This window comes from Mesorhizobium sp. M0207, from assembly GCF_040321995.1.
Taxonomy (GTDB): Bacteria; Pseudomonadota; Alphaproteobacteria; order Rhizobiales; family Rhizobiaceae; genus Mesorhizobium.
This window is the reverse complement of sequence record NZ_JAMYSQ010000002.1, coordinates 130,305-154,100: the sequence shown is the minus strand read 5'-3', so window position 1 is coordinate 154,100 and position 23,796 is coordinate 130,305. Positions and strand designations below refer to the sequence as shown.

Sequence of the window (23,796 nt, the reverse complement as noted above, 5' to 3'; positions counted from 1 at the left end):
CATGCTCTACGACATCAGGCTTCACCTGCGTTACGACTATGATGCGGCGGCCGGCGGTGGCCGCCATCAGGTGCGCGTGCTGCCGCCGACCATCCCTGGCGTGCAGCGCGTCATCGCCGCTTCACTGTCTTTTGTGCCGGCGCCCAGCGAACGTTCCGACTTTTCCGACTTTTTCGGCAACAGTGTCACCTCGATCGCCTTTCGTGACGCGCATGATGCGCTCGACATCAGGATGAGCGCGCGTGTTTCAGTGTCGCGGCCCGAACCCGGGCTCGACGTATCGCCGGACATACGCCGGCTGAGGGAAGAACTCGGCGCAGTGCACTCGCTGGCGCCGGCTTCGCCGCATCACTTTCTGGCCGCCAGCGATCATGCCGGCATCGACGCGGCAATCACTGCCTATGCGAAAGGCAGTGCCGGCAGTTCGACAGTCGGCACGGCCATGGCTCTGTGCAACCGCATTCACCGCGATTTCACCTATGACGGCGAGGCGACCACCGTGCAGACGCGGGCCAGCGACGCCTTTGGCCTGAAGCGCGGCGTCTGCCAGGATTTTTCCCACATCATGATCGCCGGCCTGCGCGGCCTCGGTATTCCCGCGGGCTATGTCAGCGGGTTCCTGCGCACCATCCCGCCGCGCGGGAAGCCGCGGCTCGAAGGTGCCGACGCCATGCACGCCTGGGTCAAGGTGTGGTGCGGGCGCGATGCCGGCTGGCAGGAATTCGATCCGACCAATGGCATGCGGGCTAGCAACGACCATATCACGGTCGGCTATGGCCGCGATTACTCCGATGTGGCGCCGATCGTCGGCGTCCTGAAAACCACTGGTGGACAGGTCGGCGAGCAGGCGGTCGACGTCATTCCGGTCGTGCTCGAGAAGGCGTGACGACGCACGTCTTCGACGCACGGCGACGTCGATAGGCTGTTCCGGGACCAAGAGATCAAGAGGCGTTGGAACCCGCAGCCGGCAAGCGGCTTATCTACGGAAATTCCGTGGAGAGGACATGCTGGACAAATCCGGGTCGTCGTCTGGCCAATCGGCTGTGAGGAAAGCTGCACCAAAAAACGCGGTGCCGCACAACGGAGCGCTGGAGAACGGCGCGCAAGCCTCGGCCGTTCGGGCCTCGCTCAACTATGTGACCGACACTGAACCCGGTATTCGCCGGCTGCGTTCGGGCAAGGGGTTCTCGTACAAAGGACCCGACGGGCGGACTGTCGACGGGGAGGCGCTGGCACGCATCAAGGCGCTCGCCATTCCACCGGCCTGGACCGATGTGTGGATCTCGCCGGATGCCGACGGTCACATCCAGGCGACCGGTCGGGACCAGCGCGGCCGCAAACAATACCGCTATCACCCGCACTGGGCGGAGGAGCGTGACGGCGTCAAATATTCGAGCCTGATCGCCTTCGCCGAAAGCCTGCCCGAACTGCGGCGGCAGATCGACGTCGATTTGCGCCGTCACGGCCTGCCGCTGGAACGCGTCGTTGCGGCTATCGTCTGGCTGCTCGACAACACGATGATCCGTGTCGGCAATGCCGCCTATGCCCGCGACAACAAGAGTTTTGGGCTGACCACGCTGCGTGACCGCCATGTCGACATCAAGGGCTCGAGCCTGCGTTTTGCCTTCATCGGTAAATCCGGCAAGGAATGGAGATTGAAGCTTGTCGATCGCCGGATTGCCAAGGTCGTGCGTGGAGCGCAGGACCTGCCGGGGCAGAAGTTGTTCCAGTATCTCGACGAGGACGGAAACAGGCGTCCGGTGCGCTCAGACGACGTCAACCGCTATATCAGGGAAAACGCCGGAGCGGAGTTCAGCTCCAAGCACTTCAGAACCTGGGGTGGTACCATCCATGCGGCGTCGCTGTTTGCGCAAACCGAACGTCCGGAAAGCCAGGCGCAGCAAAAGCGGGTGATGAACAATATCATCGACAAGGTTGCCGAGCGGCTCGGCAATACGCGCGCGGTTTGTCGCCAATGCTACATCCATCCGGAAGTGTTCCGCGCCTGGCCCGAAGGACGGCTGCTGGACGAAATGGCGGATGCCAACCAAGGCAAGCGCTCGATCGCCGGGCTCGACGACGAGGAGGCCTTGGTCTTGAGATGGCTGAAGGCGAGGGAATGACGCCGGGACCCAGCTCTTAACCGAAATGTGAAAACCAAGCAGATAGGGGTGCCGAATCCGTTTGCAGCATTGGTGTGCTGGGCGATCTTCTTGCCGAAAATATCCTCGTGCGGCATTCTGCGCACCCGATTGTAGCAAAATGTCCCATTTTGCGGCGTCGCAAAATTCAATCGCAAAACTGTCGCTTTAATGGGATTTTCGCGACAAAGGAATGACGCAGCAGGGTGGCCATCATACCCTGACCGGCACGGAAACTTACGGCATGGCGAAGCTCGTTTTTGGAATGAATCTCTCCCTCGACGGTTATGTCGACCATCAGGAATTTGGACCTGATCCTGCTCTCTTTCGTCATTGGATCGACCACGTCCGCGACCTGACAGGCAGCATTTACGGTCGACGCATGTATGAAGTCATGCGCTATTGGGACAACAACCATCCTGAGTGGACCCCGGAGCAACGCGACTTCGCGATGGCGTGGCGAAGCCTGCCGAAATGGGTCGTGTCCCGCTCGTTGAAGTCGGTCGGCCCTAACGCAACGCTTGTCATGGATGACGTCGAGGTGGTGATACGCGGGCTGAAGACCCGGCTTCCAGGAGAGATCTCCGCCTCCGGACCGGAGTTGGCGCAAAGCCTGACTGACCTCGGTCTGATCGACGAATACCGTCTCTACTTTCACCCTGTGGTGCTTGGTCACGGCAAGCCCTTCTTCACCGGTCGTCGGCCGCCGCTCCGCCTTGTGGCCAGCGATCGGATCGGCGGGGAGGTCATCAGGTTGACTTACGTTCCTGCCTGACCACGGATTGCGCCGACCGTCATGGCCGCTTCGAGGTCGAAAATCGCTGCCTTCGTGTCGCGAAAATCCTGACTTTTGCACTATTTGCATCCAGATCTGGGTGCGGCAAGGTGACAAGTAGTCCTTGATGCAGCCCGAAGAAAAGAGGCTTGCGGCGACTATACAAATTTTTGTATAGTCGCCGCATGAAAATGCTCAAGTTCCGGGGCAGCGCCCTCAATGATCTGCGCGCTTTCCCGAACTCGGCACGGCGCGAAGCGGGCTACCAGCTCGACAAGGTACAGAATGAGCAACCTCCAACCGACTGGAAGCCAATGGCGACAATCGGGAAGGGTGTGCAGGAGATCAGGATTCGGGACGAAGCCGGCGCCTTCCGGCTGATCTACGTCGCCAAAGTCGCCGATGCGGTCTACGTGCTGCATTGCTTTCAGAAGAAAACGCAGAAGACCAGCAAAATGGATCTGGACCTGGCTGCGAAACGCTACGGCGATCTGATGAAGGAGTTAGGCCAATGAGCAACGAGACTTTTGCAAGCGTGTGGGACGCCATCGAAGACACCCCCGCCGAAGCAGAGAACATGAAGCTCCGCTCCACACTGATGATGGCGCTGGAACAGCATATCCGGGCAAAGGGCTGGACGCAGGTCGAAGCCGCGCGCCGTCTCGGCGTGACGCAGCCCCGCGTGTCCGATCTCCTGCGCGGTAAGATCAACCTGTTCGCCCTCGACACCCTCGTCAACATGGTGGTCGCGGCCGGACTGCATGTTGAAATGCGCGTTCTGGAATATGCCTAATCGGCATTTGCCGGTTATTTTGTCGCTTCAATCGGGAATTTCGCGATACGGCAAGATCGCGGAAGGTTGGAAAACGGCCGATCGGCTTCGGGTGGGGGTGTCAAAAGCCCCCGTTTTCCAAGGCACGGAAAACTTCCGCCTCGGGAATGGTGCTTGAAGCGGCGGTTGCCCAAACGACGCATGTTCTCCCCTGCTGCCCATAGACGGCAATTCGACTTCCGGGACCGCTTCCGCGGTGACCGATGGGATGGGCGAGCGAGTTCGTTGCCCGCAGCATCAGCCCCAATCCGTATGCTGGATCGGGATGGAGTTCAGAGCGGAATTGCGGGAGCGGCCTGTGTTCGAGCATTCTGGACAGCGCGTTCCCGTCGACCAAATTGTCGGCGAGTAGATGGCGAAGAAGTCGGGCCGCATCCATCGCCGTGCCGACAACCAATCCGTGATAGACCCAGGCCGGATGATAGCCGATCGCATCGCCCATCTGCACGTCTGCTAAATCAGCCGGAGTGAGGGCGAGCCGGGCCGTGGCGAGTTCGGCAGGGATGAATACGAGGTTGGAAAGAGCCTCGGAAAGAGGGACATTCGTTGCCTCCTCGATCAATCGGGCGACCTCCTGGTAGCCGATGTTCGAATAAGCCCACCCTTGACCGGGTTCGTATCGCAGCCGATCCGCTTCGACCGCATTCAACAGGTCATCAACAGACCACGGCGGACGACCCGCTTCAACATCGGCGTGGTAGGCCGGAAGGGAACCGTAGTCTGGTAACCCCGCCTCGTGCTGTAGGAGTTGGGCAGGTGTGAAAGATTTCCCCTCGACAGCTTCGTCGAGGTTGATCTTGCCGCGTTCCGACAGGCGCAACAGAGCAACGGAGAGCGCCGTCTTCGTAAAGCTCCACCATGGAATCGAATCCGTAACGCCCGTTGCGTCTGTTTCGCCATCGTCACGAATGAACACTTTTGCTTCCATGCCGCATCATAGGCAGCCTGGGATGACGACGCGAGAACCGTCCGCTCTTTGGAGAGAATCCGACGTTCATCAACTTCTCGACTGCATCGATTCCGGTGTCGCGAAACTCCTAAGTTTTGCGACAAAATCGATCGCGTTGAATTTTCAGGGAAGTTCCTGCCGCAAAGTCAGTCCCAAAAATTCGAAGTTATGCGACCGACTTTTGCAGCAGAAAGCATTCCACATTTCAGTTAGGGGCTGGGACGCCGGACGGAGCGTATTTTTTTGTCGACGCCATGTCGGCATCGGTCCTAGTGTTTCGTCCTTTGACAGAGAAAAGGACGACCCATGCTCTACGCGATCCTCTGCTATGCTTCCGAAGACGTCGTCTGCTCCTGGAGCAAGGAGCAGGACGACGCCGTCATGGAAAAGCTTATCGGTGTGCAGGAAAAATATGCCCAGGCGGGCCGGCTTGGCCCGGTGGCGCGGCTCTTGCCGACGACCGCGGCGACGACGCTGAGGAAGGTCAAGGGCGAATCGATCGTCATCGACGGCCCGTTTGCCGAAACCAAGGAACAGTTCCTCGGCTTTTACACGCTCGAATGCGCCGACCTCGATGAGGCCGTCGACTTCGCGCGCGAGCTTTCCGAGGTCAACCCGAGCGGCGGCTCCTACGAAATCCGGCCGGTCTCGCTCTTCAATCCCGCCAAGGTTTCCGCATGACCGAACTCGCCTGGATCAGCACGGCAATCAGCACCGCTCGCCCGCAGGCGATGGGGGCATTGCTGCGCTACTTCCGCGACCTCGACGCGGCGGAGGAAGCATTCCAGGACGCCTGCCTGAGGGCACTGAACAACTGGCCGAAAAACGGTCCGCCGCGCGATCCGGCAGCCTGGCTGATCTTCGTCGGCCGCAACAGCGGCATCGATGCGGTGCGCAAGCGCGCCAAGCAGGCGCCGCTGCCGGAGGAGGACCAGATCTCCGATCTGGAGGATGCCGAGAGCGACGTCGCCGAGCGGCTGGACGGGGCGCATTACCGCGACGATATTTTGCGGCTGCTGTTTATCTGCTGCCATCCCGACCTGCCGGCCACACAGCAGATCGCGGTGGCGTTGCGCATCGTCTCCGGCCTGACGGTCAAGCAGATCGCCCGCGCCTTCCTGGTCGGTGAAAGCGCCATGGAGCAGCGTATCACGCGCGCCAAGGCGCGTATCGCCGACGCCGGGGTGCCGTTCGAAACGCCGGGAGCGGTCGAGCGCTCCGAACGGCTCGCCGCCGTCGCCGCCATGGTCTACCTGATCTTCAACGAAGGCTATTCCAGCAACAGCGGCGAGGCTTCGGCGCGTGCGCCGCTTTGCGAAGAGGCGATCCGGCTGGCCCGGCTGCTGCTCAGGCTGTTCCAGACCGAGCCGGAGATCATGGGGCTGACGGCGCTGTTGCTGCTGCAGCATGCACGCTCGCCGGCTCGCTTCGACGAGAACGGCGAGATCGTGCTGCTCGAAGACCAGGACCGCAGCCTGTGGAGCCGCAAGATGATCGATGAAGGCCTGGCGCTGATCGATAAGGCGTTGCGCCATCGCAAGCCCGGTCCCTACCAGGTGCAAGCGGCGATCGCCGCACTGCATGCGCGGGCGGAAAAGCCCGAGGACACGGACTGGAACGAGATCGACCTGCTCTACGGCCTGCTCGAGCAGATGCAGCCGTCGCCGGTGGTGACGCTCAACCGCGCCGTCGCGGTCTCCAAGGTGCGTGGACCGGAAGCCGCACTCGCCATGATCGAGCCGCTGGAGGGAAGGCTTTCCGGCTATTTCCATTTCTTCGGCCTCAAGGGCGGACTGCTGATGCAGCTTGGCCGCGGCGAGGAGGCGCGCGTCGCTTTCGACCGCGCCATCGCGCTTGCCAATACGGCCGCCGAGGCAGCGCATATCCGCATGCATATCGACCGGCTGATGAAAGAAAGCGCCGTGCGGGAAACCGCCAAGACGGCACACTGATTCGCTCTATCTGGCTGGTTCAACAGTCGGACGCCGGCTTGGACCATGCCGGGGTGGCGATTTCTCCCTGAAACGCGTAATGCCACGCCATGACAGCGCCTGGTGTGCCGACCGGCAGGGAGTGGGTATGGCGCAAGGCTTGGACCGACGCCATATGAGCGACGGAATCTGAAAGGGATGAAAATGACGATTGCGAAGGAAACGGCCGGGCTTCTGGCGAAACTCGGCGTTGCCGAGCGCGCGCTTACGGGCGGCGATCTTATCGTGCGCAGCCCGGTGACCGGCGAGCAGATCGCCGCGCTGAAGACCATCTCGCCGGCCGATGCGGCAACGACCATCGACAATGCCCACAGAGCTTTCCTGGCGTGGCGGCAGGTGCCAGCTCCCAAGCGTGGCGAACTGGTGCGGCTGCTCGGCGAGGAATTGCGCACACACAAGGCCGAGCTTGGCCGGTTGGTATCGATCGAAGTCGGCAAGATCCCATCCGAAGGTCTTGGCGAAGTGCAGGAGATGATCGACATCTGCGATTTCGCCGTCGGTCTTTCCCGGCAATTGTACGGCCTGACCATCGCCACCGAGCGTCCCGGCCATCGCATGATGGAGACCTGGCATCCGCTCGGCGTCGTAGGCGTCATCTCGGCCTTCAACTTTCCGGTCGCGGTGTGGTCGTGGAACGCAGCACTTGCGCTGGTCTGCGGCGACGCGGTGGTGTGGAAGCCGTCGGAGAAGACACCGCTGACGGCGCTCGCCTGTGAGGCGATTTTTGCACGCGCGGTAAAGCGTTTCGGTGCTGACGCGCCGCAGGGACTGGCGCCCGTGCTGATCGGCGATCGCGCCGTCGGCGAGATCCTGGTCGATCATCCCAGGGTGCCGCTGGTCTCGGCCACCGGCTCGACGCGCATGGGCAGGGATGTCGGCCCACGGCTGGCGAAGCGCTTTGCCCGTGCCGTGCTGGAGCTCGGCGGCAACAATGCCGGGATCGTCTGCCCGACGGCCGATCTGGACATGGCGCTCCGCGCTATCGCCTTCGGCGCCATGGGCACGGCCGGCCAGCGCTGCACGACGCTCAGGCGCCTGTTCGTGCATGAGAGCGTCTATGACCAGCTCGTTCCGCGCCTGAAGAAGGCTTATGAGAGCGTCTCGGTCGGCAATCCGCTGGAGACAAGCGCTCTGGTTGGCCCGCTGATCGACAAGGCTGCCTACGAGAATATGCAGAAGGCGCTGGAGGAGGCGGCTTCGCATGGCGGTAAGATAACCGGCGGAATGCGGGTCGAGAACGGTCACCCCGACGCCTACTATGTGCGTCCGGCGCTGGTCGAAATGCCGCGGCAGGTTTCGCCCGTGACAGAGGAAACCTTCGCGCCCATCCTCTATGTGATGAAATATTCGGACTTCGACACCGCGCTAGAAGAACACAATGCGGTGGGAGCGGGGCTGTCATCCTCGATCTTTACCCGCGACCTGCAGGAATCCGAGCGCTTTCTTAGCGTCGACGGATCGGACTGCGGTATCGCCAACGTCAATATAGGCACGTCAGGGGCCGAGATCGGCGGTGCCTTCGGTGGCGAGAAGGAAACCGGCGGCGGCCGCGAGAGCGGCTCCGATGCCTGGAAGGCCTATATGCGGCGCGCCACCAATACGGTGAATTATTCCAAGGCGCTGCCGCTTGCGCAGGGCGTGTCGTTCGACATCGATTGAAATGCCGGACCTCCGTCGCGGCGGCGCCAAGGCTGCCACGACGGCGGTCGGCTCGCGGTTCAGCTGGCTTGCGAAGTTACAACACAGTTATCGAAGGCTGCATCGATGATGGCGAGCTTGACCGCCTGGGCGGTCATGTATTCCTGATAGAACTCGCTCGACACCCACATGACCGAGTGACCGCGCTGGCCCAACCAGCCGACGCTGCCGAGTTCTTCGGCATCGCCCAATTTGCGTGACAGGTGGGTCCGGGAAAGCTTGAGCCAGTTCGCGAAATCTCCGATTGAGACGACACCGGTCGGGATTCGGCCCAGGTCGGCATGATCGGGGTCGACGCCGGACATCAGCCAATCCATGACGATGCCGCCATTGTCGAGCCAGGTGAATAAGGAAAAGGTCTGTCTCGGCTCCCGCACGGCATGCGACGAAAGCAGGCCGTCGGCCACCAGCGGCTGCAGTTTGGCGAGCATGTCCGGTTGTGCGACGAATGCAGCCAGTCGAAATCCGCTGTCCAGGCTGTCCAGCGTTCTGAGATGAGCCATGACCCAGCCGGCAACCGTCTCCAGAGTGCCCGCGGTCGGCTCAAAGGGGCGGATGCGCCCATATTTGATCGGCAGATGCCGGATGAAGCCGTAATGCAGCATCTCCCTCAGGAAGGCGTCGGCGGTGTTGCGGCTGGCCACCGAATGCCGGCAGATGTCGTCCATGAACCGTGCGGACGTAAGTCCCTTGCGATGATCGTCCGGCTCTCGATTGAAATACAAGGCAAGGCCGATATGGGCCATCAGCCAACGTTGTTGGGTGGCGAATACGGAGGCCAGCCGCGGGTTCGCTTCATAGGTCTGGAGAAGCGTCCGCGACTGAGCCTGGACATGGCGACGCAGCGCCGGATGGCGGGCAATGTCTTCAGAAACCAGCGCCATCCCCGCCGAGCCCAACCAAATTTGCAACTGGAAATGCGATCACAATTTCAGCCTTCGCGGGTCGTGTCCAGAGCCGGCGCATCAGGATACGAGCCGAATCCCGCCGGCTGGTAGCTGAATTCCGCCACTTGATCGCCGAAGCTGATCTCGCGAGGCGCTGATCTCGCTGCAGAAGGCTAGCCTGCTCGAACCTGCCAATGATGGCCTCGCCCCGTCCAGCCCGTGCTCCCGCCGATGGCGACGCGGAACCAACACAAGCTTTGCTCGTTGAAGAACGCTGATTTGGACTGAGACTGTGAGGAACTACAAAATGGAGAATGGCCTTTTCGCCACGCCGCCTGCAGCGTTCCGGAAAACAGAGTCGGTTTGGCTACGGGCGCTGAAAGGGCTGTTGCGCCGGGTGCGCAGCGCCTCCGACAGCTCCGGAACCATGTTGAAGCCAATCCTTTCCGGACCTGAGGATGATAGCGGGCCTACTCCGCCTCGACGCGCCTGAGGCTGATTGCACTGCGATCCTGACGCCAACATAACCGGTGCATGTCTTTTCATCACTGCCGCGACGGCGACAGCCATGACCGCTTCGAAGGCCTGCGACGGCGATGTGTTCGCCTGATGCAGCGGCGGGAGCGGCAGTACCGCGTAACGGCGGGAACCATCGGGCGTGCTTGGCTATTAGATACAGGCGGCTGCTGGTCTGCCGAGCCAGGAGCCATTGCTATGATCATTAATCCCCCACCGGAAAGCGCCATCCCGGCATCCGTTCCGTCGGTCGATCCAAAAGCCGCCCCGACGCCTCGCAATGCCGAAGCGGAGGTCTTTTATATCGAGGCGATCCGCGAGCTTGTCACGACCGGCATCCCCTTTCTCGTCGCCGGCACCTATGCCGTAAGCGCCTATACCGGGATCACCCGCCTGACCAAGGATCTCGATATTTTCTGCAAGGCCGGCGACTGCCCGCGCATCCTCGCCCATTTCAAGCGGATCGGTTACGCCGTCGTGGTCGAGGACGACCGGTGGCTCGGCAAAGTGTTCAAGGGCACGCATTTTTTCGACGTCATTTTCGCCTCGATGAACGGCACAATGCCCGTCGACGACCTGTGGCTGGAGCACGCCCGTCAGGGCGAATTGCTGGGCAGCCAGGTGCGGATCATCGGCCCAACCGAGCTTATCTGGTCCAAAAGTTTCATCCAAGACCGCCGCCGCCACGATGGCGCCGACGTCGCGCACACCATCCTCAAGGCGCACGACCAGATCGATTGGCAAAGGCTGCTTTCCTACATGGAAGTCCATTGGGAAGTCTTGCTGATGCATCTCTTGAACTTCCGATGGATCTATCCGACGGAGCGAGACCGTGTGCCGGCGTGGCTGCTCGACGAATTGCTCGACCGGCTGGCCAAACAGCGCGAACTGCCGCCTTCCCGGATGCGGATCTGCCGCGGGCGCATGCTTTCACGAACCGACTATGAGATCGACGTCAAGGAATGGGGCTTTGCCGACGTCGGCGGTGAAGGAGAATATAGCGATGGCTGACGAACTCAAACCTGCTTCGGCAAAGGCGGAAAACGGCGGCACACTCAAGATCGCCGCCATCGGCGATCTGCATGTCGGCAAGGAGGACCAGGCGTCGTACCGCGATCTTTTCGGCGAGATGTCGCGCGAAGCCCAGGTTCTCGTGCTGACCGGCGACCTTACCAATCTCGGCAAGCCTCGGGAGGCCGAAATCCTTGCCGAGGAACTGCGTGCCTGCACGATCCCGGTCGTCGCCGTACTTGGCAATCACGACTATGAGTCAGGCGCCGTCGAGCAGGTCACCGACATTCTGCGCCAGGCGGGCGTTCACCTGCTCGACGGCGAGGCGACGGAGATTCACGAGGTCGGGTTCGTTGGGGTCAAGGGTTTCGTTGGCGGTTTTGGATCGCGCATGCTCGGCTCCTTCGGCGAACCGGCGATCAAGTCAATGGTGGCGGAAAGCGTGAACGAAGCGATGCGGCTTGAAAACGCAATGCGGCAGGTCCGCGCCAAACGCACGCTTGTCGTTCTGCACTACGCGCCTGTCGTCGAGACGGTCGAAGGCGAGCCGCTGGAGATCTTCCCGTTTCTCGGTTCGTCACGCCTGGCCGAGACAATAGACCGGTTCCAGGTCAGCGCGGTGGTGCATGGCCATGCGCATCGCGGCGCCTACGAGGGCCGCACACCGGGCGGGGCGACGGTCTATAACGTTGCCATGCATGTCGCCAAGCCGACCGGCCGCCCCTACGCTGTGCTCGAAATCTAATAGGCTAGATGTTGAACGCCCGCTTCGGCGGAATATCGTTTTCATCCGGATTGGGAATGGGGTCCTCGTCGGGGAGCCTGTCGGGGTCCGGCTCACGCACGGGCTTGGGATCGGGGATGGGAGGCGGCGGCACCGGGGTCGGCATTGGCTCGGGTGTGGGAATAGTGGCCATCGTGATCATCTCCTCTTGGCGCAGAACAACGCAATGGGTCAGCTGGTTCCCGCCTTCTGGTCAGCCCATCTCCGGATTCGCCTGTCTGCTGCCCGACTTGCTTGATCGCAGCAGCAGAGCAAGCGGAACGAGCAGGGCGGTTGCCACCGCGCAGTAGCGGAAGACATCGACATAGGCGAGCAGCGTGGCCTGGCGGGCGATCAACTGGCCAAGCCAGCCGATCGCCTGCTGCTTCGCCTCGACCATCGGCGAACCCTGGGCGACGAAATGCTCGGTCGCCTGCCGAAGCGCCTGCTGATAGGCGGGCGACGACTGCACGGTGTGGCCGACCAGATTCGATTGATGGATCTGGGAGCTTTGCGCAATGACGGTGTTGGACAGCGAGACGCCGATGCTGCCGCCGATATTGCGTGCAACGTTGATCAGCGCAGATGCCTGGTTGGTCTTCTGCGGGGGCAGGCCGACATAGGCCGCGGTCGAGATGGGAATGAACAGGAACGGCAGCCCGACCATCAGGAAAACACGGGCAAAGGCAAAGAAGCGGAAGCTGGCGTCCGGAGTTAGCGAGGTCATATGCCAAAGGGCCACTGCGACCACCGACATGCCCATCATGATCAGATATTTGGGCTGCACGATGCTGCCTACAAATCCGGACACCGGCATCAAGATCAACATGGCGATGCCGCCCGGCATCATCGAAAGGCCCGAGAGCGTCGCGGTGTAGGCAAATGTCGTCTGCTGCAGCTGAGGCACGATCTGGGTGGTGCTGAACAGGATAGCACCGACCGCCATCATGACCAGGAACGCCGTGCCGAACTGGCGCGTGAACAACAGACGCATGTCGACGACCGGATCGCCGCGACTGAGTTCCCATGGGATAAGCAGCAGGAACGCGATCGCGGAAATCACTGCGAAAGTGGTGATGAAATCCGAGGCGAACCAATCGTAGCGCTGGCCCCGGTCGAGAAAAATCTCCAGGCACCCCAATGCCGTCGCTACCAGGACGAACCCGATCCCGTCGATCTTCAGGCCGCCTTTCAGCCGTTCCTTGCGTTCGCGTTCGAGTACGTCCGGTTCGACCAACAGCCATTGCACCAGGGCCAGCGACAGGATGCCGAACGGCACGTTGATGAAGAAGATCCAGTGCCAGGAGAAATGGTCGGTCAGCCAGCCGCCGATCGTCGGCCCGACCGTCGGTGCGACGATGACGGCAATGCCGTAAAGCGCGAAGGCCTGCGAGCGCTTTTCTGGCGGAAAGGTATCGGCAAGGATCGATTGCTCGCTTGGCGCCATGCCGCCGCCGCCGAGGCCCTGAAGGACCCTGAACAGGATGAGCAGTTCCAGGTTGGGCGCCAGTCCGCACAGCAGCGACGCGACGGTAAAGGTCGCAACGCAGAGCATGTAGTAGCGCTTGCGGCCGATGACGCTTGCCAGCCAGCCGCTGACCGGGATGATCACCGAGTTGGCAACGAGATAGGTGGTAATCACCCAGGTGCTTTCGTCCATTCCGGCCGCCAGGCTGCCGGCGATGTTGCGCAGGGCGACATTGGCGATCGAGGTGTCGAGCACCAGCATGAAAGTGGCGATGGAGACGACGACGGCGATAAGCCAGGGATTGTGCGTCCCGGCGGCGGATCGGCTTTCACCCTGATTTCTGGCGGTTTCGCCGCTCATCGCACCTTGACCGTCGGCACCACCGACAGGCCCGGCCCGAGAAGCACATCCGGCGGCTTGTCGAAGACGATCTTGACCGGCACGCGCTGCACCACCTTGACGAAATTGCCGGTGGCATTTTCGGCCGGCAGGAGGCTGAAGGCGGTGCCGCTGCCGGCCTGGATACTGTCGACGCGGCCATGGAAGGACTTGTCCGGGTAGGCGTCGATGTCGATGTCGACCGGCTGTCCCTGCCGCATCAGATCGAGCTGCGTCTCCTTGAAATTGGCCTTCACCCAGACCTCGTCGGGAACGAACATCATCAATACCTGGCCGGGTTGGGCGTAGGTGCCGTTAGCCGCAGAAATGCTCGTTGCCCGCCCGGCGGCGGGTGCTGTGATAGTCGTGCGCGACAGCGTCGTGCGGGCTTGCTCCTGGCTGGCCTTGGCCTGCTCGAGCTGCGCCTCGGCGCTCCTGGCCTGTGCCTGCAAGACCGAAACCTGGCTTTTTGCCGAGGCGACATTGGCCTCGGCGCTGTCCAGCGCGGCCTGATCCTGACGCAACGTCGATGCCGCCTGCTGCGCCTGCTGCTGCGTTGCCGTGCCCCTGGCCAGGAGTTCGCGATTGCGTTGATCCTCGGCCTTGGCGAAATCCAGCGCTGCCTTGGCCTGTGCAACCTGCCTCTGGGCAGCGTTTACCTTTGCTTTTTGAGCCTCGATCTGCGCGGCGACATTGACGATTTCGGCCTCGGCCGCGGCGACGCCGGCGTCGGCCTGCTTCAGGTTTGCCTGATAGTCGCTGTCGTCGATACGCAGGAGGACATCGCCCGCCTGTACGTGCTGATTGTCGGTAACCGCCAGCTCGGTAATGCGGCCGGCTATTTGCGCACCGATCGTCACTATGCGCGCATCTATGAAGGCGTCGTCGGTCGATTCGTACTGGCGAGCGTTCAGCCACCAGATCGCGATGCCTGCCGCGACGAGCAACAGCGCAAGCGCGATAGCTGCGGCCGCATAGGGATGGCGCCTGGGAAAGCCGAGCAGACCGGCCTTTCGTTGCGAGGCATTCCCGTCGGGTTTTTCCTGCCGGGGCTCTGCCGATCGCTCACGAAATTCTCGAACCGGGGCCGGTTGCTCCCGGGTTTCATTTACAGGCTCGACGTCTTGCTCGACGCGTTGAGGCTTCGTGTCCAACGGAATTGCTTTCAAGATTGATATTGCAGCCGCCGAAGCGGACGCAAAGCCAAACGGCAAGCTTCCGCAAAAGTTCCTGTCCGGAAACGGGTTCGGTTAACGGGTGACATCGAACACAGGCGGGGGGCGCGTCGGAATTCGAGCGCCGCTTCACCGGGCAGGTGATCCGTACGCCTCATGTTGCGGCGGTCCGGCCTTGTCAGCGCTCCATGGCGCGATAATTGCTCATGTAGGCGTGGGCGAATTCACCTGTCGACAGGAGCCGACCATGAAACATCAAACACTCGACCAACTGCAGGCCGTCGCGGAAGTTGAGTCCTTCGCGGCGTATCCGGCGATGACTCGAACCCAGCGGATTGAACGTTGGGCGGAACTTCTCGAACAAAACCCGACGCGATGCCTTGGGGCGCTTCCAGGCACCGAATATATGAACAGGGAAGCGCGCGACAGATCGCGTGGCGCTGGGACGCCGCTCACTGTCGCCTTCGAGGATCCGGTTCTGCGTGCCATGGGCCTCAGCGATGATACCTATGGTGAGGCAAAGCGCTTCTTCGAACTGAGCGACCGGCAGTTGCACCAAATCGTCTGCCATTGCCATGTCGGCGCTACGATGCAAGCGAGATGGGCCGCTGCCAGGGTGCGCGGGATAGTTCGCGGCAACAGATTTGTTGCCTGGATGAAGGGCTTGATCGTGCATTGAGGCGGTACGAGGAACGGCGGAACACGCGTTCTTTCCGCGCCGTGGAGAGCGCTTCCGAACTTGGAAGGGCTCGTGCGCCGTCGGGCCGCGCAGATTGTGAAACTCCTTGACGCTTGGCTGCGCCTTGTCGCGGCCATGCGTCCGTCTTTGATGTGAGAATTTGAGCTGGCCCGCCACAGGTGAGAGCCTTCGTCTGACCGGTGGTCGAGCGCCGTCCAGGCCTGCCTGCGCGGCTACTAACGACGAATGATCCTGCGATCGGGGAAGATCCTGCGACCTGGCTAAACTAGCGATCGATTTCTCCGAACACGATGTCGAGCGAGCCGATGATCGCGGCAACATCGGCGATCATATGGCCTCGGGACAGGAAATCCATCGCTTGCAGGTGGGCGAAGGAAGGTGCGCGGATCTTGCATCGGTAGGGAACGTTGCCCCCGTCCGACACGAGGTAGACGCCGAATTCACCCTTCGGCGCCTCGACGGCGGCATAGACTTCACCGCTCGGCACGCGAATGCCTTCGGTATAAAGTTTGAAGTGGTGGATCGTCGCTTCCATCGAGCGCTTCATCGTGGCACGCGGCGGCGGCGTGATCTTGTGGCTCGGAATCGCGACCGGTCCCTGGCCTTCTGGTGAGCGCAACTTTTCCAGACATTGCCGCATGATCCGGACCGACTGGCGCATTTCCTCCATGCGGACGAGATAGCGGTCGTAGCAGTCGCCATGCTTGCCGACTGGGATATCGAAATCCATCTCCGAATAGCATTCGTATGGCTGCGCCTTGCGCAGGTCCCAAGACGCGCCCGATCCGCGCACCATCACGCCGGAAAAGCCCCAGGCCCAGGCATCATCGAGGCCGATCACCCCGACATCGACATTGCGCTGCTTGAAGATGCGGTTCTCGGTCAACAGCTCTTCGAGATTGTCGCAGACCTTGAGGAACGGATCACAGAACTTCCAGATGTCGTCTAGGAGTTCCGGCGGCAGATCCTGATGCACGCCGCCGACCCTGAAATAATTCGCGTGCATGCGGGCGCCGGACGCGCGCTCATAAAAGACCATCAGCTTCTCGCGCTCGGCGAAACCCCAGAGCGGCGGCGTCAGCGCGCCGATGTCCATGGCTTGCGTGGTGACGTTGAGGAGGTGCGATAACAGCCGGCCTATTTCGCAGAAAAGCACGCGGATGAGCTGTCCGCGTTTCGGAACCGATATTTCGAGGAGCTTCTCGGCGGCGAGACAGAATGCATGCTCCTGGTTCATCGGCGCGACGTAGTCGAGCCGGTCGAAATAGGGCAAGGCCTGCAGGTAGTTCTTGTACTCGATGAGCTTTTCGGTGCCGCGATGCAGCAGGCCGATATGGGGATCGGCGCGTTCCACGATCTCGCCGTCGAGTTCGAGCACCAGCCGCAGGACGCCGTGAGCGGAGGGATGTTGTGGCCCGAAATTGATGGTGAAGTTGCGAACTGCAGCCTCGGCCATGACAGTCCTCCGCGATCAAGCGGGCTTTGGTTCCGTGCCGGAGCCGGCTTGTCCGCTTTCAGCCGCTCACGTCGTCGTCTGGATGATCAGCGTCAGGGTGCCGTCGCCGTCGATATTAGCTGCGACGACCTGCGTGGAATTAAGCCCGTTCGCCGCCAACGCCGATGCCGCCTGCGGCGATGCGTCGATCGAACTTTGCAGGATGCGCAAATCCTCGGCGCTGGTCTGGGTGACGACGGCCTCCGCCTGTGCCTTGATTTCAGGAGGCAGATCCTCCATCGCCACGATTGTCACAGCGGTGAAATTCTGGGCGGAGAAGGCTTGGTCAGGTGTAGCCTGGTCGGGAGTGGTCCCTTCGGGCGTGGCTTGCTCTGGCAGGGTTTGCGGGGCCGTCGGCGGGACAGGGGCAAGCTCTGGTGCCACGGATTGCGCATAGACCGGCGAGGCAAGGGCCAGCGCCGAAAGTGTGGCAATTGTCGTCGATAGGCGCATGGCCGTTCCTTCCGTTTGCTCAGCGGACGATCAATTCGGTGACGACAAAACCATCGTGTCGAAATATGGTTCCGTGACGAGGTGATGTCTTGCCGAAAGCCGTGATTGTCGCGGAAAGCAGGGCGCGAAATCCGGCGTTGCCTGTCTCAGGCAGCGGTGTGGCTGCGATCGGGCTGCGGCCAGCGCTGCAACGCCTCACGGCCCTGAGCGGTCAGTTCGTAGATCCCGCGATCGGTGCGCGCGAACCAGCGATACACATTGTGCAGCAGAATCTTGGGCGCGTTCGGCAGCTTGGGCTTCAAGTCACGCGGCCGCTTTGGGCCGTCGGCGAGTGCTGCGGCGCATGCCAGTGCCTGCTGGCGATAGGCGGTCATGATCGGCGCACGCGAGCCGCCGCCGGCGACAGGATCTCCCTGCCGACGCCGATGTTCGTCGATCAGCTTCGAGCGGCGCCGGGGGTCCCGACGCGGAGCCAATGCCGTCGGGCTGAGCAGCACCTGAACCTCGCCGTTCGGTCGCACGCCAAGCAGGCCAAAGCCGAGCCGACGGCAGAGATTGCGGTATCTCACATCGCTCTCACGGCCCTTGCCACGGGCCGACATGCATGCCGCTAGCCAGACCTCGTCGCTCGCCGCCATACGGTCGACGCCCTGGAGCACCAGTTCGAGGTTGAACTTCAGCTTCAGCTCGCAGATGACGACGATCGGCGGAGAGTCGGCACTCAGCGCCAGCAGATCGCAGCCGCCGATCTCGCCCTTGACCATAAATCCCAGGCCTTCCAGGAAGGTCTTGACCGGGCTGTAGAGTGAAGTTTCGAGCATGGGCCTTTGTCGGCTGCGAATCATCCCGCCGATCGGCGGTTCAGCGCGATGATCGCTCCTTGCCGTTGAACAGGAGGTAAACGACGGTCGAGCAAGTGGTCAGAGCCGTGCCATGGCCGCTTGCCAATTTGGTATGCTGGTATAATGTGTACCTAAGGTAGCATGCTCCGCGTAGCTGCGCTGTGCTGGACATCCGGGCGCCCGAGACATCGTCCATGGCATCGTCATTTGAGCGGCGGCTCCCCTGCGTTCTCTAATCCGCCAACCGGCGGCAATGTGCATACAAGTCAATGGGATGACGATCGGCAGGGCCATCGTTGGAATTCAGGAGTAACGGACACATGACAACGATTGCGCTGTTTGGTGCGGGCGGCAAAATGGGTTACCGTCTGTCGACCAATTTTCGCGGATCTCCCTATACGATACGCCATGTCGAGGTCAGCGACGCCGGCCGCGAGCGGCTTAAGTCGGGCCTCGGCATCGATGCCGTCAGCGCCGATGAGGCGCTTGATGGCGCCGATGTGGTGATCCTGGCGGTGCCGGACACGCATATCGGCAAGGTCGCGGCGAACATCGAGAGCAAGCTTGCATCAGGCACGATGGTCGTCGTGCTCGACGCCGCGGCACCTTTCGCCGGGCATTTGCCGAAGCGGCCGGACCTGACGTATTTCGTCACCCACCCGTGCCATCCGCCGATCTTCAACGACGAGACCGACATGGCGGCGAAGAAGGACTATTTCGGCGGCGTCAAGGCCAAGCAACACATGGTCAGCGCCTTGATGCAGGGACCCGAGGAGGATTTCGCCAAGGGTGAGGCGATCGCCAAGATCATCTGGGCCCCGGTCATGCGCTCGCATCGCGTCACCGTCGATCAGATGGCGCTGCTCGAGCCCGGCCTTTCGGAAACGGTATGCGCTTCGCTGCTCGTCGTCATGAAGGAGGCCGTTGACGAGGTGGTGGCGCGCGGGGTCGACAAGCAGGCGGCGCTCGACTTCCTGCTTGGTCATATGAACGTGCTTGGCGCCGTCATCTTCGGCGAGACCAAAGGCGTGTTCTCCGACGCCTGCAACAAGGCGATAGAGTTCGGCAAGCCGGTGCTGATGCGCGACGACTGGAAGCGGGTGTTCGAGCCGGAGGAGATTGCCGCGAGCATTCAGCGCATCACTTGAGGGCAGCGACGCGTTCTCCGGAACATGTCACCTGAAATTGTCATTGACTCATTATACCAGTTGGCTTAGCTGTTCGATGGATCGGACCGTCAAGCTTCGCAGCAGGAGTCAGGCGCTGGATGAGTGGAGGATAGGGGGAGCGATCCGTCGAAGTGAAGCCGGCCAAGGGCTTGTGAATATGACGCGACCCGCCGCCTACGACTAACCAAATCGAATGCATATAGCCTTGGGGACAAGGCACAGATTTTCAACGGGAGGAATACATGAAACTGACACGCAGAATGACGCTTGCGGCTTTTGCCGGCATGCTGGCGCTTGGCACCGCCGCACCCGCCTATGCGGCGGATTTGATCGCCATCATCACGCCCTCGCATGACAATCCGTTCTTCAAGGCGGAAGCTGTCGGCGCGGAGGCGAAGGCCAAGGAACTCGGCTACGAGGCGTTGGTGCTCGTCCATGACGACGACGCCAACAAGCAGTCCGAATTGATCGACACGGCGATTGGCCGCGGCGCCAAGGCGATCATCCTCGACAATGCCGGCGCCGACGCCACCGTCGCCGCGGTGCAGAAGGCCAAGGACGCAGGCGTTCCTTCCTTCCTGATCGATCGCGAGATCAATGCCACCGGCGTTGCCGTCGCGCAGATCGTCTCCAACAATTATCAGGGCGCCCAGCTCGGCGCGCAGGAATTCGTCAAGCTGATGGGCGAGAAGGGTAATTTCGTCGAGCTCGTCGGCAAGGAATCCGACACCAATGCCGGCATCCGCTCCAAGGGTTACCACGACGTCATCGACGACTATCCGGACCTGAAGATGGTGGCGCAGCAGTCGGCCAATTGGAGCCAGACCGAGGCCTATTCAAAGATGGAATCGATCCTCCAGGCCAATCCCGATATCAAGGGCGTGATCTCCGGCAACGACACGATGGCGATGGGCGCTCATGCGGCACTTGCCGCTGCCGGCCGCAAGGACGTCATCGTCGTCGGCTTCGACGGGTCGAACGACGTGCGCGACTCGATCACCTCCGGCGGCATCAAGGCGACAGTCCTGCAGCCGGCCTTCGCGCAGGCGCAGATGGCGGTCGAGCAGGCCAACGACTTCATCAAGAACAAGAAGTCCCCGGCCGAGGAAAAGCAATTGATGGATTGCGTCCTGGTCAATGGCGACAATGCCGCCAAGCTGGAGACGTTCGCGCTCACCAACTGAGCCGGCGTAACATCAAGCAGCAAGGGACGAGCCTCCGGTTCGTCCCTTGCTTCCATTTCGCCCTTGCCTCCATTTCTCTGGGTGCTCCTGACCGCCATGCCGAACGAGCCGACATGTTCAACACGCTGACCCGGCCGATCCTTGTCGCGTTGTTCCTCGCAGCAATAGGCAGCCTGACCGCCTGCAAGATCCTGCCGACGCCGTCGGCGGAAAACGGCGGCACTGGCTCCGCATTCGATCCCGACAAGATGGTCGAGGACATCTGGGCGGCGAAAGTCATACCCTATCTGCAGCAGAAGGCCGGGCCGTTTGCCGAGGTTCACACCTTGGCCAAGACCGATCCCGCCGCTGCCGGCGCCAAATACGGCAACCCGAAGAAGCAGGCGAATTCGCCATGGACCTTCGCCGTTCGGATCGAGGGCAAGGTCGTGGCAGCCAACACACAGTCACGCGCGGCGACGATGGACGTCGATGCCGACGGCGACGGCAAGGCGGACGCGCGGGTGCAGATCGGACCCGCAATGCGCGGAACCGCGCTGCGCGACAGCCTCGACTTCATCCAGTTCAACGATTTCACCAACCAGATCGACTTCGCCCAGTTCGGCAAGGCTTTCAACGCCTATGCCGACAAGACCGTGCTTTCCAAGCTGCCGCGCGAGGCACTCGAGGGCCGCAGCGTCGAGGTACTTGGCGCCTATACGCCGGGCAGTGGCCAGGACCTGCCGCTGGTGACGCCGGCGGAGGCAAAGATCGGGCCGAAGTCATGAGCGGCGATCAAGATGTCATCCTGAAGCTGGAGGACGTCTCGAAAGTCTATTCCGGCACCGTCGCGGTCAAGCGGGCGAATTTCGAGGTGCGCAAAGGCGCGGTCAACGTGCTGGTCGGCGAAAACGGAGCCGGCAAATCGACGCTGATGAAGATCATCGCCGGCGTCGAGCAACCGACGCTCGGGCGCATCCTGCTGGACGGCGAGGAGGTTTCATTCTCGTCTTCCGGTGATGCCGTGAGCCGCGGCATCGGCATGGTTTTCCAGGAGCTGAATCTGTTCGGCAATCTGACTGTCGCCGAAAATATTTTCGCCACCCGCGAGATCACCAACCGCTTCCGCAAGATCGACCGCAAGGAGCAGGAGCGCCGTGCGGCGGAGTTCCTTGAACGCCTGGAAGCCGGCATCCGGCCCGACATGCTGGTCGAGGATCTGCGCATCGGCCAGCAGCAGTTGGTCGAGATCGCCAAGGCGGTTTCGCTCGATGCGCGCATCCTGATCATGGATGAACCGACCTCGGCGCTCAGCGCGGCGGAAGTCGAGATACTGTTCAAGGTGATTGCCGACCTCAAGGCACGCGGCGTGGCAATCGTCTACATCTCGCACCGGCTCGAGGAACTGATCCGCATCGGCGACACCATCACGGTGCTGCGCGACGGCCGCATCACCGGCCAGGCGGAGATGAAAGACGTCGACACCCAGTGGATCGTGCGGCAGATGATCGGCTCGGATGCCAAGGACTTCGCCAAGGCCGACGGCCATGTGCCGGGCGAGGAAATATTCCGCGCCGAGGACATCTGCCTGCCGCGCGTCACCGGCGGGCTTGCGGTCGATCACGTCTCGCTGTCGCTGCGCGCCGGCGAAATTCTCGGCATCTATGGCCTGATGGGCGCCGGACGCAGCGAGCTGTTCGACTGCATCATGGGCCGCCACGGCCATTCGACGGGCACGATATTCATTGCCGGCAAAAAAGTGCACGAGCGCGACACGACGCGGCGCATCCGGCGCGGCCTGGCGCTGATCCCCGAAGACCGCCAGCGCGAAGGGCTGGTGTCGATCCTCTCCGTCGCCAGCAATCTGACGCTGGCCAGCCTGTCGCGGTTCGTGCGCCTGTTCCACATTCGTGGTGCCGCCGAACGACAGGCGGTGGCCCGGACGGTGCGCGAACTGGCGATCAAGGTCGCCGATCCGGCGCAGGAAGTCTCGTCGCTGTCAGGCGGCAACCAGCAGAAGGTGGTGATCGGCAAGGCGCTGCTCACCGGGCCGAAGGTGCTGTTGATGGACGAGCCCAGCCGCGGCATCGACGTCGGCGCCAAGGCCGACGTGTTCCGCACCATGCGCAAGCTGTCGCGCGACGGCCTGGGGATTCTGTTTGCCACCTCCGATCTCGACGAAGTGATGGCGTTGTCCGACCGCATCGCGGTGATGAGCAATGGAAAACTGACCGGCATGTTCGACCGCGCCGAGGCGACGGAGGCCGCACTCGTCGCTGCCTCCGCCTTCGGCCACGGACCGGTCCCGCACGGAGAGCAAGACGCATGACTGACATCCCAGCCAAGGCGGCGGTCAACTCCATGTCGGGCGGCTCGGTCCTGCTGACGCTGATGAAGGCGAGGACGTTCATCGCGCTGATCGCCGTGCTGTTATTCTTCTCGATAGCCGCCCCCAATTTCCTATCGGCCGCCAATCTTATCCTGATGTCGAAGCATGTGGCGCTGAACGCATTCCTCGCAATGGGCATGACCTTCGTCATCATCACCGGCGGCATCGACCTGTCGGTCGGCTCGATCGTCGGCCTGTGCGGCATGGTGGCCGGCTATCTCGTGCTCAACGGCATCGACCTGCAGGTCGGCTATACCATCTATTTCAACGTCTTCGAGATCGCGCTGATCACGCTTGCCGTCGGCATATTGATCGGCGCCGTCAACGGCTTGCTGATCACCAGGCTCAACGTTGCGCCGTTCATCGCCACGCTCGGCGTGCTCTATGTCGCGCGCGGCCTGGCGCTGCTGTCGTCCGACGGCCGTACTTTCCCCAATCTCGTCGGCAAGCCGGAGCTCGGCACCACCGGATTCGGCTTTCTCGGCGCCGGCCGGTTGCTCGGCCTGCCGGTCGCGCTCTGGATTTTGCTCGTCGTTGCGCTAGGGGCGGCCTATCTCGCCAAATACACCCCGCTCGGCCGCCACATCTTCGCGGTCGGCGGCAATGAGCGGGCGGCGCGGATTTCGGGCGTCCGCGTCAATATGGTGAAGATGTTCGTCTACATGTTCTCCGGCTTCTGCGCGGCGATCGTCGGGCTGATCATCTCGTCCGAACTAATGGCCTCGCATCCGGCGACCGGAGAGAGCTTCGAGCTCAATGCCATTGCCGCGGCGGTGCTCGGCGGCACCTCGATGTCGGGCGGTCGCGGCACGATCGGCGGCACCATTGTCGGCGCCTTCGTAATCGGCATCCTTTCGGACGGGCTGGTGATGATGGGAGTGAGTTCGTTCTGGCAGATGGTGATCAAGGGCCTGGTCATCATCGTCGCCGTCGTCGTCGACCAGGCACAGCGCCGGCTGCAGAGCCGTGTCACGCTGATGCAGATGGCAAAGGCCGGCTGA

Annotated in this window: 24 protein-coding genes; 16 read left to right on the top strand and 8 right to left on the bottom strand. The window is 62.0% G+C overall.

Features of this window, described 5'->3' with window-relative positions; all coding sequences use genetic code 11:
* The first annotated feature begins 1 nt into the window (after position 1).
* The 5 genes from NKJ15_RS04525 to NKJ15_RS04505 all read left to right on the top strand — a co-directional run bounded on the left by NKJ15_RS04525 (position 2) and on the right by NKJ15_RS04505 (position 3,709).
* Positions 2-886, top strand: a complete 885-nt coding sequence (locus NKJ15_RS04525) for a transglutaminase family protein (protein WP_352448166.1) — start codon at positions 2-4, stop codon at positions 884-886.
* A gap of 118 nt (positions 887-1,004) precedes the next feature.
* Complete coding sequence (locus NKJ15_RS04520) at positions 1,005-2,123, top strand: DNA topoisomerase IB (RefSeq protein ID WP_352682576.1); 1,119 nt, start codon at positions 1,005-1,007, stop codon at positions 2,121-2,123.
* Between the two features lie 262 nt (positions 2,124-2,385).
* The gene (locus NKJ15_RS04515; protein ID WP_352814589.1) at positions 2,386-2,916 is read left to right on the top strand and encodes a dihydrofolate reductase family protein; all 531 of its coding nucleotides are present in this window, start codon (positions 2,386-2,388) and stop codon (positions 2,914-2,916) included.
* Positions 2,917-3,101: 185 nt separating this feature from the next.
* Positions 3,102-3,431 (top strand): type II toxin-antitoxin system RelE/ParE family toxin, encoded by a 330-nt coding sequence (locus tag NKJ15_RS04510; RefSeq protein WP_352469575.1) that lies wholly within the window; start codon positions 3,102-3,104, stop codon positions 3,429-3,431.
* The gene (locus NKJ15_RS04505) at positions 3,428-3,709 is read left to right on the top strand and encodes a helix-turn-helix domain-containing protein (RefSeq protein WP_352469576.1); all 282 of its coding nucleotides are present in this window, start codon (positions 3,428-3,430) and stop codon (positions 3,707-3,709) included. The genes NKJ15_RS04510 and NKJ15_RS04505 overlap by 4 nt, the downstream gene beginning before the upstream one ends.
* A gap of 100 nt (positions 3,710-3,809) precedes the next feature.
* On the opposite strand, the gene NKJ15_RS04500 is transcribed toward NKJ15_RS04505, so the two are convergent.
* The gene (locus NKJ15_RS04500; protein WP_352814295.1) at positions 3,810-4,676 is read right to left on the bottom strand and encodes a serine hydrolase domain-containing protein; all 867 of its coding nucleotides are present in this window, start codon (positions 4,674-4,676) and stop codon (positions 3,810-3,812) included.
* A gap of 327 nt (positions 4,677-5,003) precedes the next feature.
* Here NKJ15_RS04500 and NKJ15_RS04495 point away from each other — a divergent pair, with 327 nt between their 5' ends.
* The 3 genes from NKJ15_RS04495 to amaB all read left to right on the top strand — a co-directional run bounded on the left by NKJ15_RS04495 (position 5,004) and on the right by amaB (position 8,347).
* The gene (locus tag NKJ15_RS04495) at positions 5,004-5,378 is read left to right on the top strand and encodes a YciI family protein (protein ID WP_292663532.1); all 375 of its coding nucleotides are present in this window, start codon (positions 5,004-5,006) and stop codon (positions 5,376-5,378) included.
* On the top strand, positions 5,375-6,649 hold the full coding sequence (locus NKJ15_RS04490; protein ID WP_352814292.1) for an RNA polymerase sigma factor: 1,275 nt from the start codon (positions 5,375-5,377) through the stop codon (positions 6,647-6,649). Before NKJ15_RS04495 ends, NKJ15_RS04490 begins: the two co-directional genes overlap by 4 nt.
* Before the next feature lie 183 nt (positions 6,650-6,832).
* Positions 6,833-8,347 carry an L-piperidine-6-carboxylate dehydrogenase gene (gene amaB, locus NKJ15_RS04485; protein ID WP_352814289.1) on the top strand — a complete coding sequence of 505 codons (1,515 nt, stop codon included), beginning with the start codon at positions 6,833-6,835 and terminating at the stop codon, positions 8,345-8,347.
* Between the two features lie 59 nt (positions 8,348-8,406).
* On the opposite strand, the gene NKJ15_RS04480 is transcribed toward amaB, so the two are convergent.
* The gene (locus tag NKJ15_RS04480) at positions 8,407-9,270 is read right to left on the bottom strand and encodes a hypothetical protein (RefSeq protein WP_352814287.1); all 864 of its coding nucleotides are present in this window, start codon (positions 9,268-9,270) and stop codon (positions 8,407-8,409) included.
* Positions 9,271-9,987: 717 nt separating this feature from the next.
* Between NKJ15_RS04480 and NKJ15_RS04475 the strand changes: the two genes are divergently transcribed.
* Positions 9,988-10,800 (top strand): nucleotidyltransferase family protein, encoded by an 813-nt coding sequence (locus NKJ15_RS04475; protein WP_352539322.1) that lies wholly within the window; start codon positions 9,988-9,990, stop codon positions 10,798-10,800.
* Positions 10,793-11,545, top strand: coding sequence for a metallophosphoesterase family protein (locus tag NKJ15_RS04470; RefSeq protein ID WP_352814284.1), 753 nt, complete (start codon positions 10,793-10,795; stop codon positions 11,543-11,545). Before NKJ15_RS04475 ends, NKJ15_RS04470 begins: the two co-directional genes overlap by 8 nt.
* Before the next feature lie 4 nt (positions 11,546-11,549).
* Here the strand turns inward: NKJ15_RS04470 and NKJ15_RS04465 are convergent, their stop codons facing one another.
* The 3 genes from NKJ15_RS04465 to NKJ15_RS04455 are packed head-to-tail and all read right to left on the bottom strand — an operon-like array spanning position 11,550 to position 14,356.
* On the bottom strand, positions 11,550-11,717 hold the full coding sequence (locus NKJ15_RS04465; protein WP_352448160.1) for a hypothetical protein: 168 nt from the start codon (positions 11,715-11,717) through the stop codon (positions 11,550-11,552).
* Between the two features lie 60 nt (positions 11,718-11,777).
* Positions 11,778-13,391 (bottom strand): DHA2 family efflux MFS transporter permease subunit, encoded by a 1,614-nt coding sequence (locus NKJ15_RS04460; protein WP_352814281.1) that lies wholly within the window; start codon positions 13,389-13,391, stop codon positions 11,778-11,780.
* On the bottom strand, positions 13,388-14,356 hold the full coding sequence (locus NKJ15_RS04455) for an HlyD family secretion protein (protein WP_352814279.1): 969 nt from the start codon (positions 14,354-14,356) through the stop codon (positions 13,388-13,390). The genes NKJ15_RS04460 and NKJ15_RS04455 overlap by 4 nt, the downstream gene beginning before the upstream one ends.
* Positions 14,357-14,831: 475 nt before the next feature.
* On the opposite strand from NKJ15_RS04455, the gene NKJ15_RS04450 reads away from it, so the two are divergent.
* Positions 14,832-15,263 (top strand): hypothetical protein, encoded by a 432-nt coding sequence (locus NKJ15_RS04450; RefSeq protein ID WP_023675469.1) that lies wholly within the window; start codon positions 14,832-14,834, stop codon positions 15,261-15,263.
* A gap of 286 nt (positions 15,264-15,549) precedes the next feature.
* Here the strand turns inward: NKJ15_RS04450 and NKJ15_RS04445 are convergent, their stop codons facing one another.
* The 3 genes from NKJ15_RS04445 to NKJ15_RS04435 form a co-directional block, all read right to left on the bottom strand.
* Complete coding sequence (locus NKJ15_RS04445) at positions 15,550-16,740, bottom strand: NADH-quinone oxidoreductase subunit D (RefSeq protein WP_352501918.1); 1,191 nt, start codon at positions 16,738-16,740, stop codon at positions 15,550-15,552.
* 66 nt (positions 16,741-16,806) lie between these two features.
* A complete protein-coding gene (locus tag NKJ15_RS04440) occupies positions 16,807-17,232 on the bottom strand; it encodes a hypothetical protein (RefSeq protein ID WP_352469585.1) in 426 nt (141 codons plus the stop codon).
* A gap of 146 nt (positions 17,233-17,378) precedes the next feature.
* Complete coding sequence (locus tag NKJ15_RS04435; RefSeq protein WP_352488814.1) at positions 17,379-18,053, bottom strand: DUF2161 domain-containing phosphodiesterase; 675 nt, start codon at positions 18,051-18,053, stop codon at positions 17,379-17,381.
* Positions 18,054-18,394: 341 nt separating this feature from the next.
* On the opposite strand from NKJ15_RS04435, the gene NKJ15_RS04430 reads away from it, so the two are divergent.
* The 5 genes from NKJ15_RS04430 (at position 18,395) to NKJ15_RS04410 (ending at position 23,796) form a co-directional block, all read left to right on the top strand.
* Positions 18,395-19,222, top strand: a complete 828-nt coding sequence (locus NKJ15_RS04430) for a phosphogluconate dehydrogenase C-terminal domain-containing protein (RefSeq protein WP_352469587.1) — start codon at positions 18,395-18,397, stop codon at positions 19,220-19,222.
* Between the two features lie 263 nt (positions 19,223-19,485).
* On the top strand, positions 19,486-20,427 hold the full coding sequence (locus tag NKJ15_RS04425; RefSeq protein WP_352469588.1) for a D-ribose ABC transporter substrate-binding protein: 942 nt from the start codon (positions 19,486-19,488) through the stop codon (positions 20,425-20,427).
* A 113-nt stretch (positions 20,428-20,540) separates the two neighbouring features.
* Positions 20,541-21,194: a DUF2291 family protein gene (locus tag NKJ15_RS04420; RefSeq protein ID WP_352469589.1), complete on the top strand. Its 654-nt coding sequence runs from the start codon at positions 20,541-20,543 to the stop codon at positions 21,192-21,194.
* Entirely contained in the window at positions 21,191-22,735 is a 1,545-nt protein-coding gene (locus tag NKJ15_RS04415) for a sugar ABC transporter ATP-binding protein (protein ID WP_352469590.1), read from the top strand. Before NKJ15_RS04420 ends, NKJ15_RS04415 begins: the two co-directional genes overlap by 4 nt.
* Positions 22,732-23,796: an ABC transporter permease gene (locus tag NKJ15_RS04410; protein WP_023675478.1), complete on the top strand. Its 1,065-nt coding sequence runs from the start codon at positions 22,732-22,734 to the stop codon at positions 23,794-23,796. The genes NKJ15_RS04415 and NKJ15_RS04410 overlap by 4 nt, the downstream gene beginning before the upstream one ends.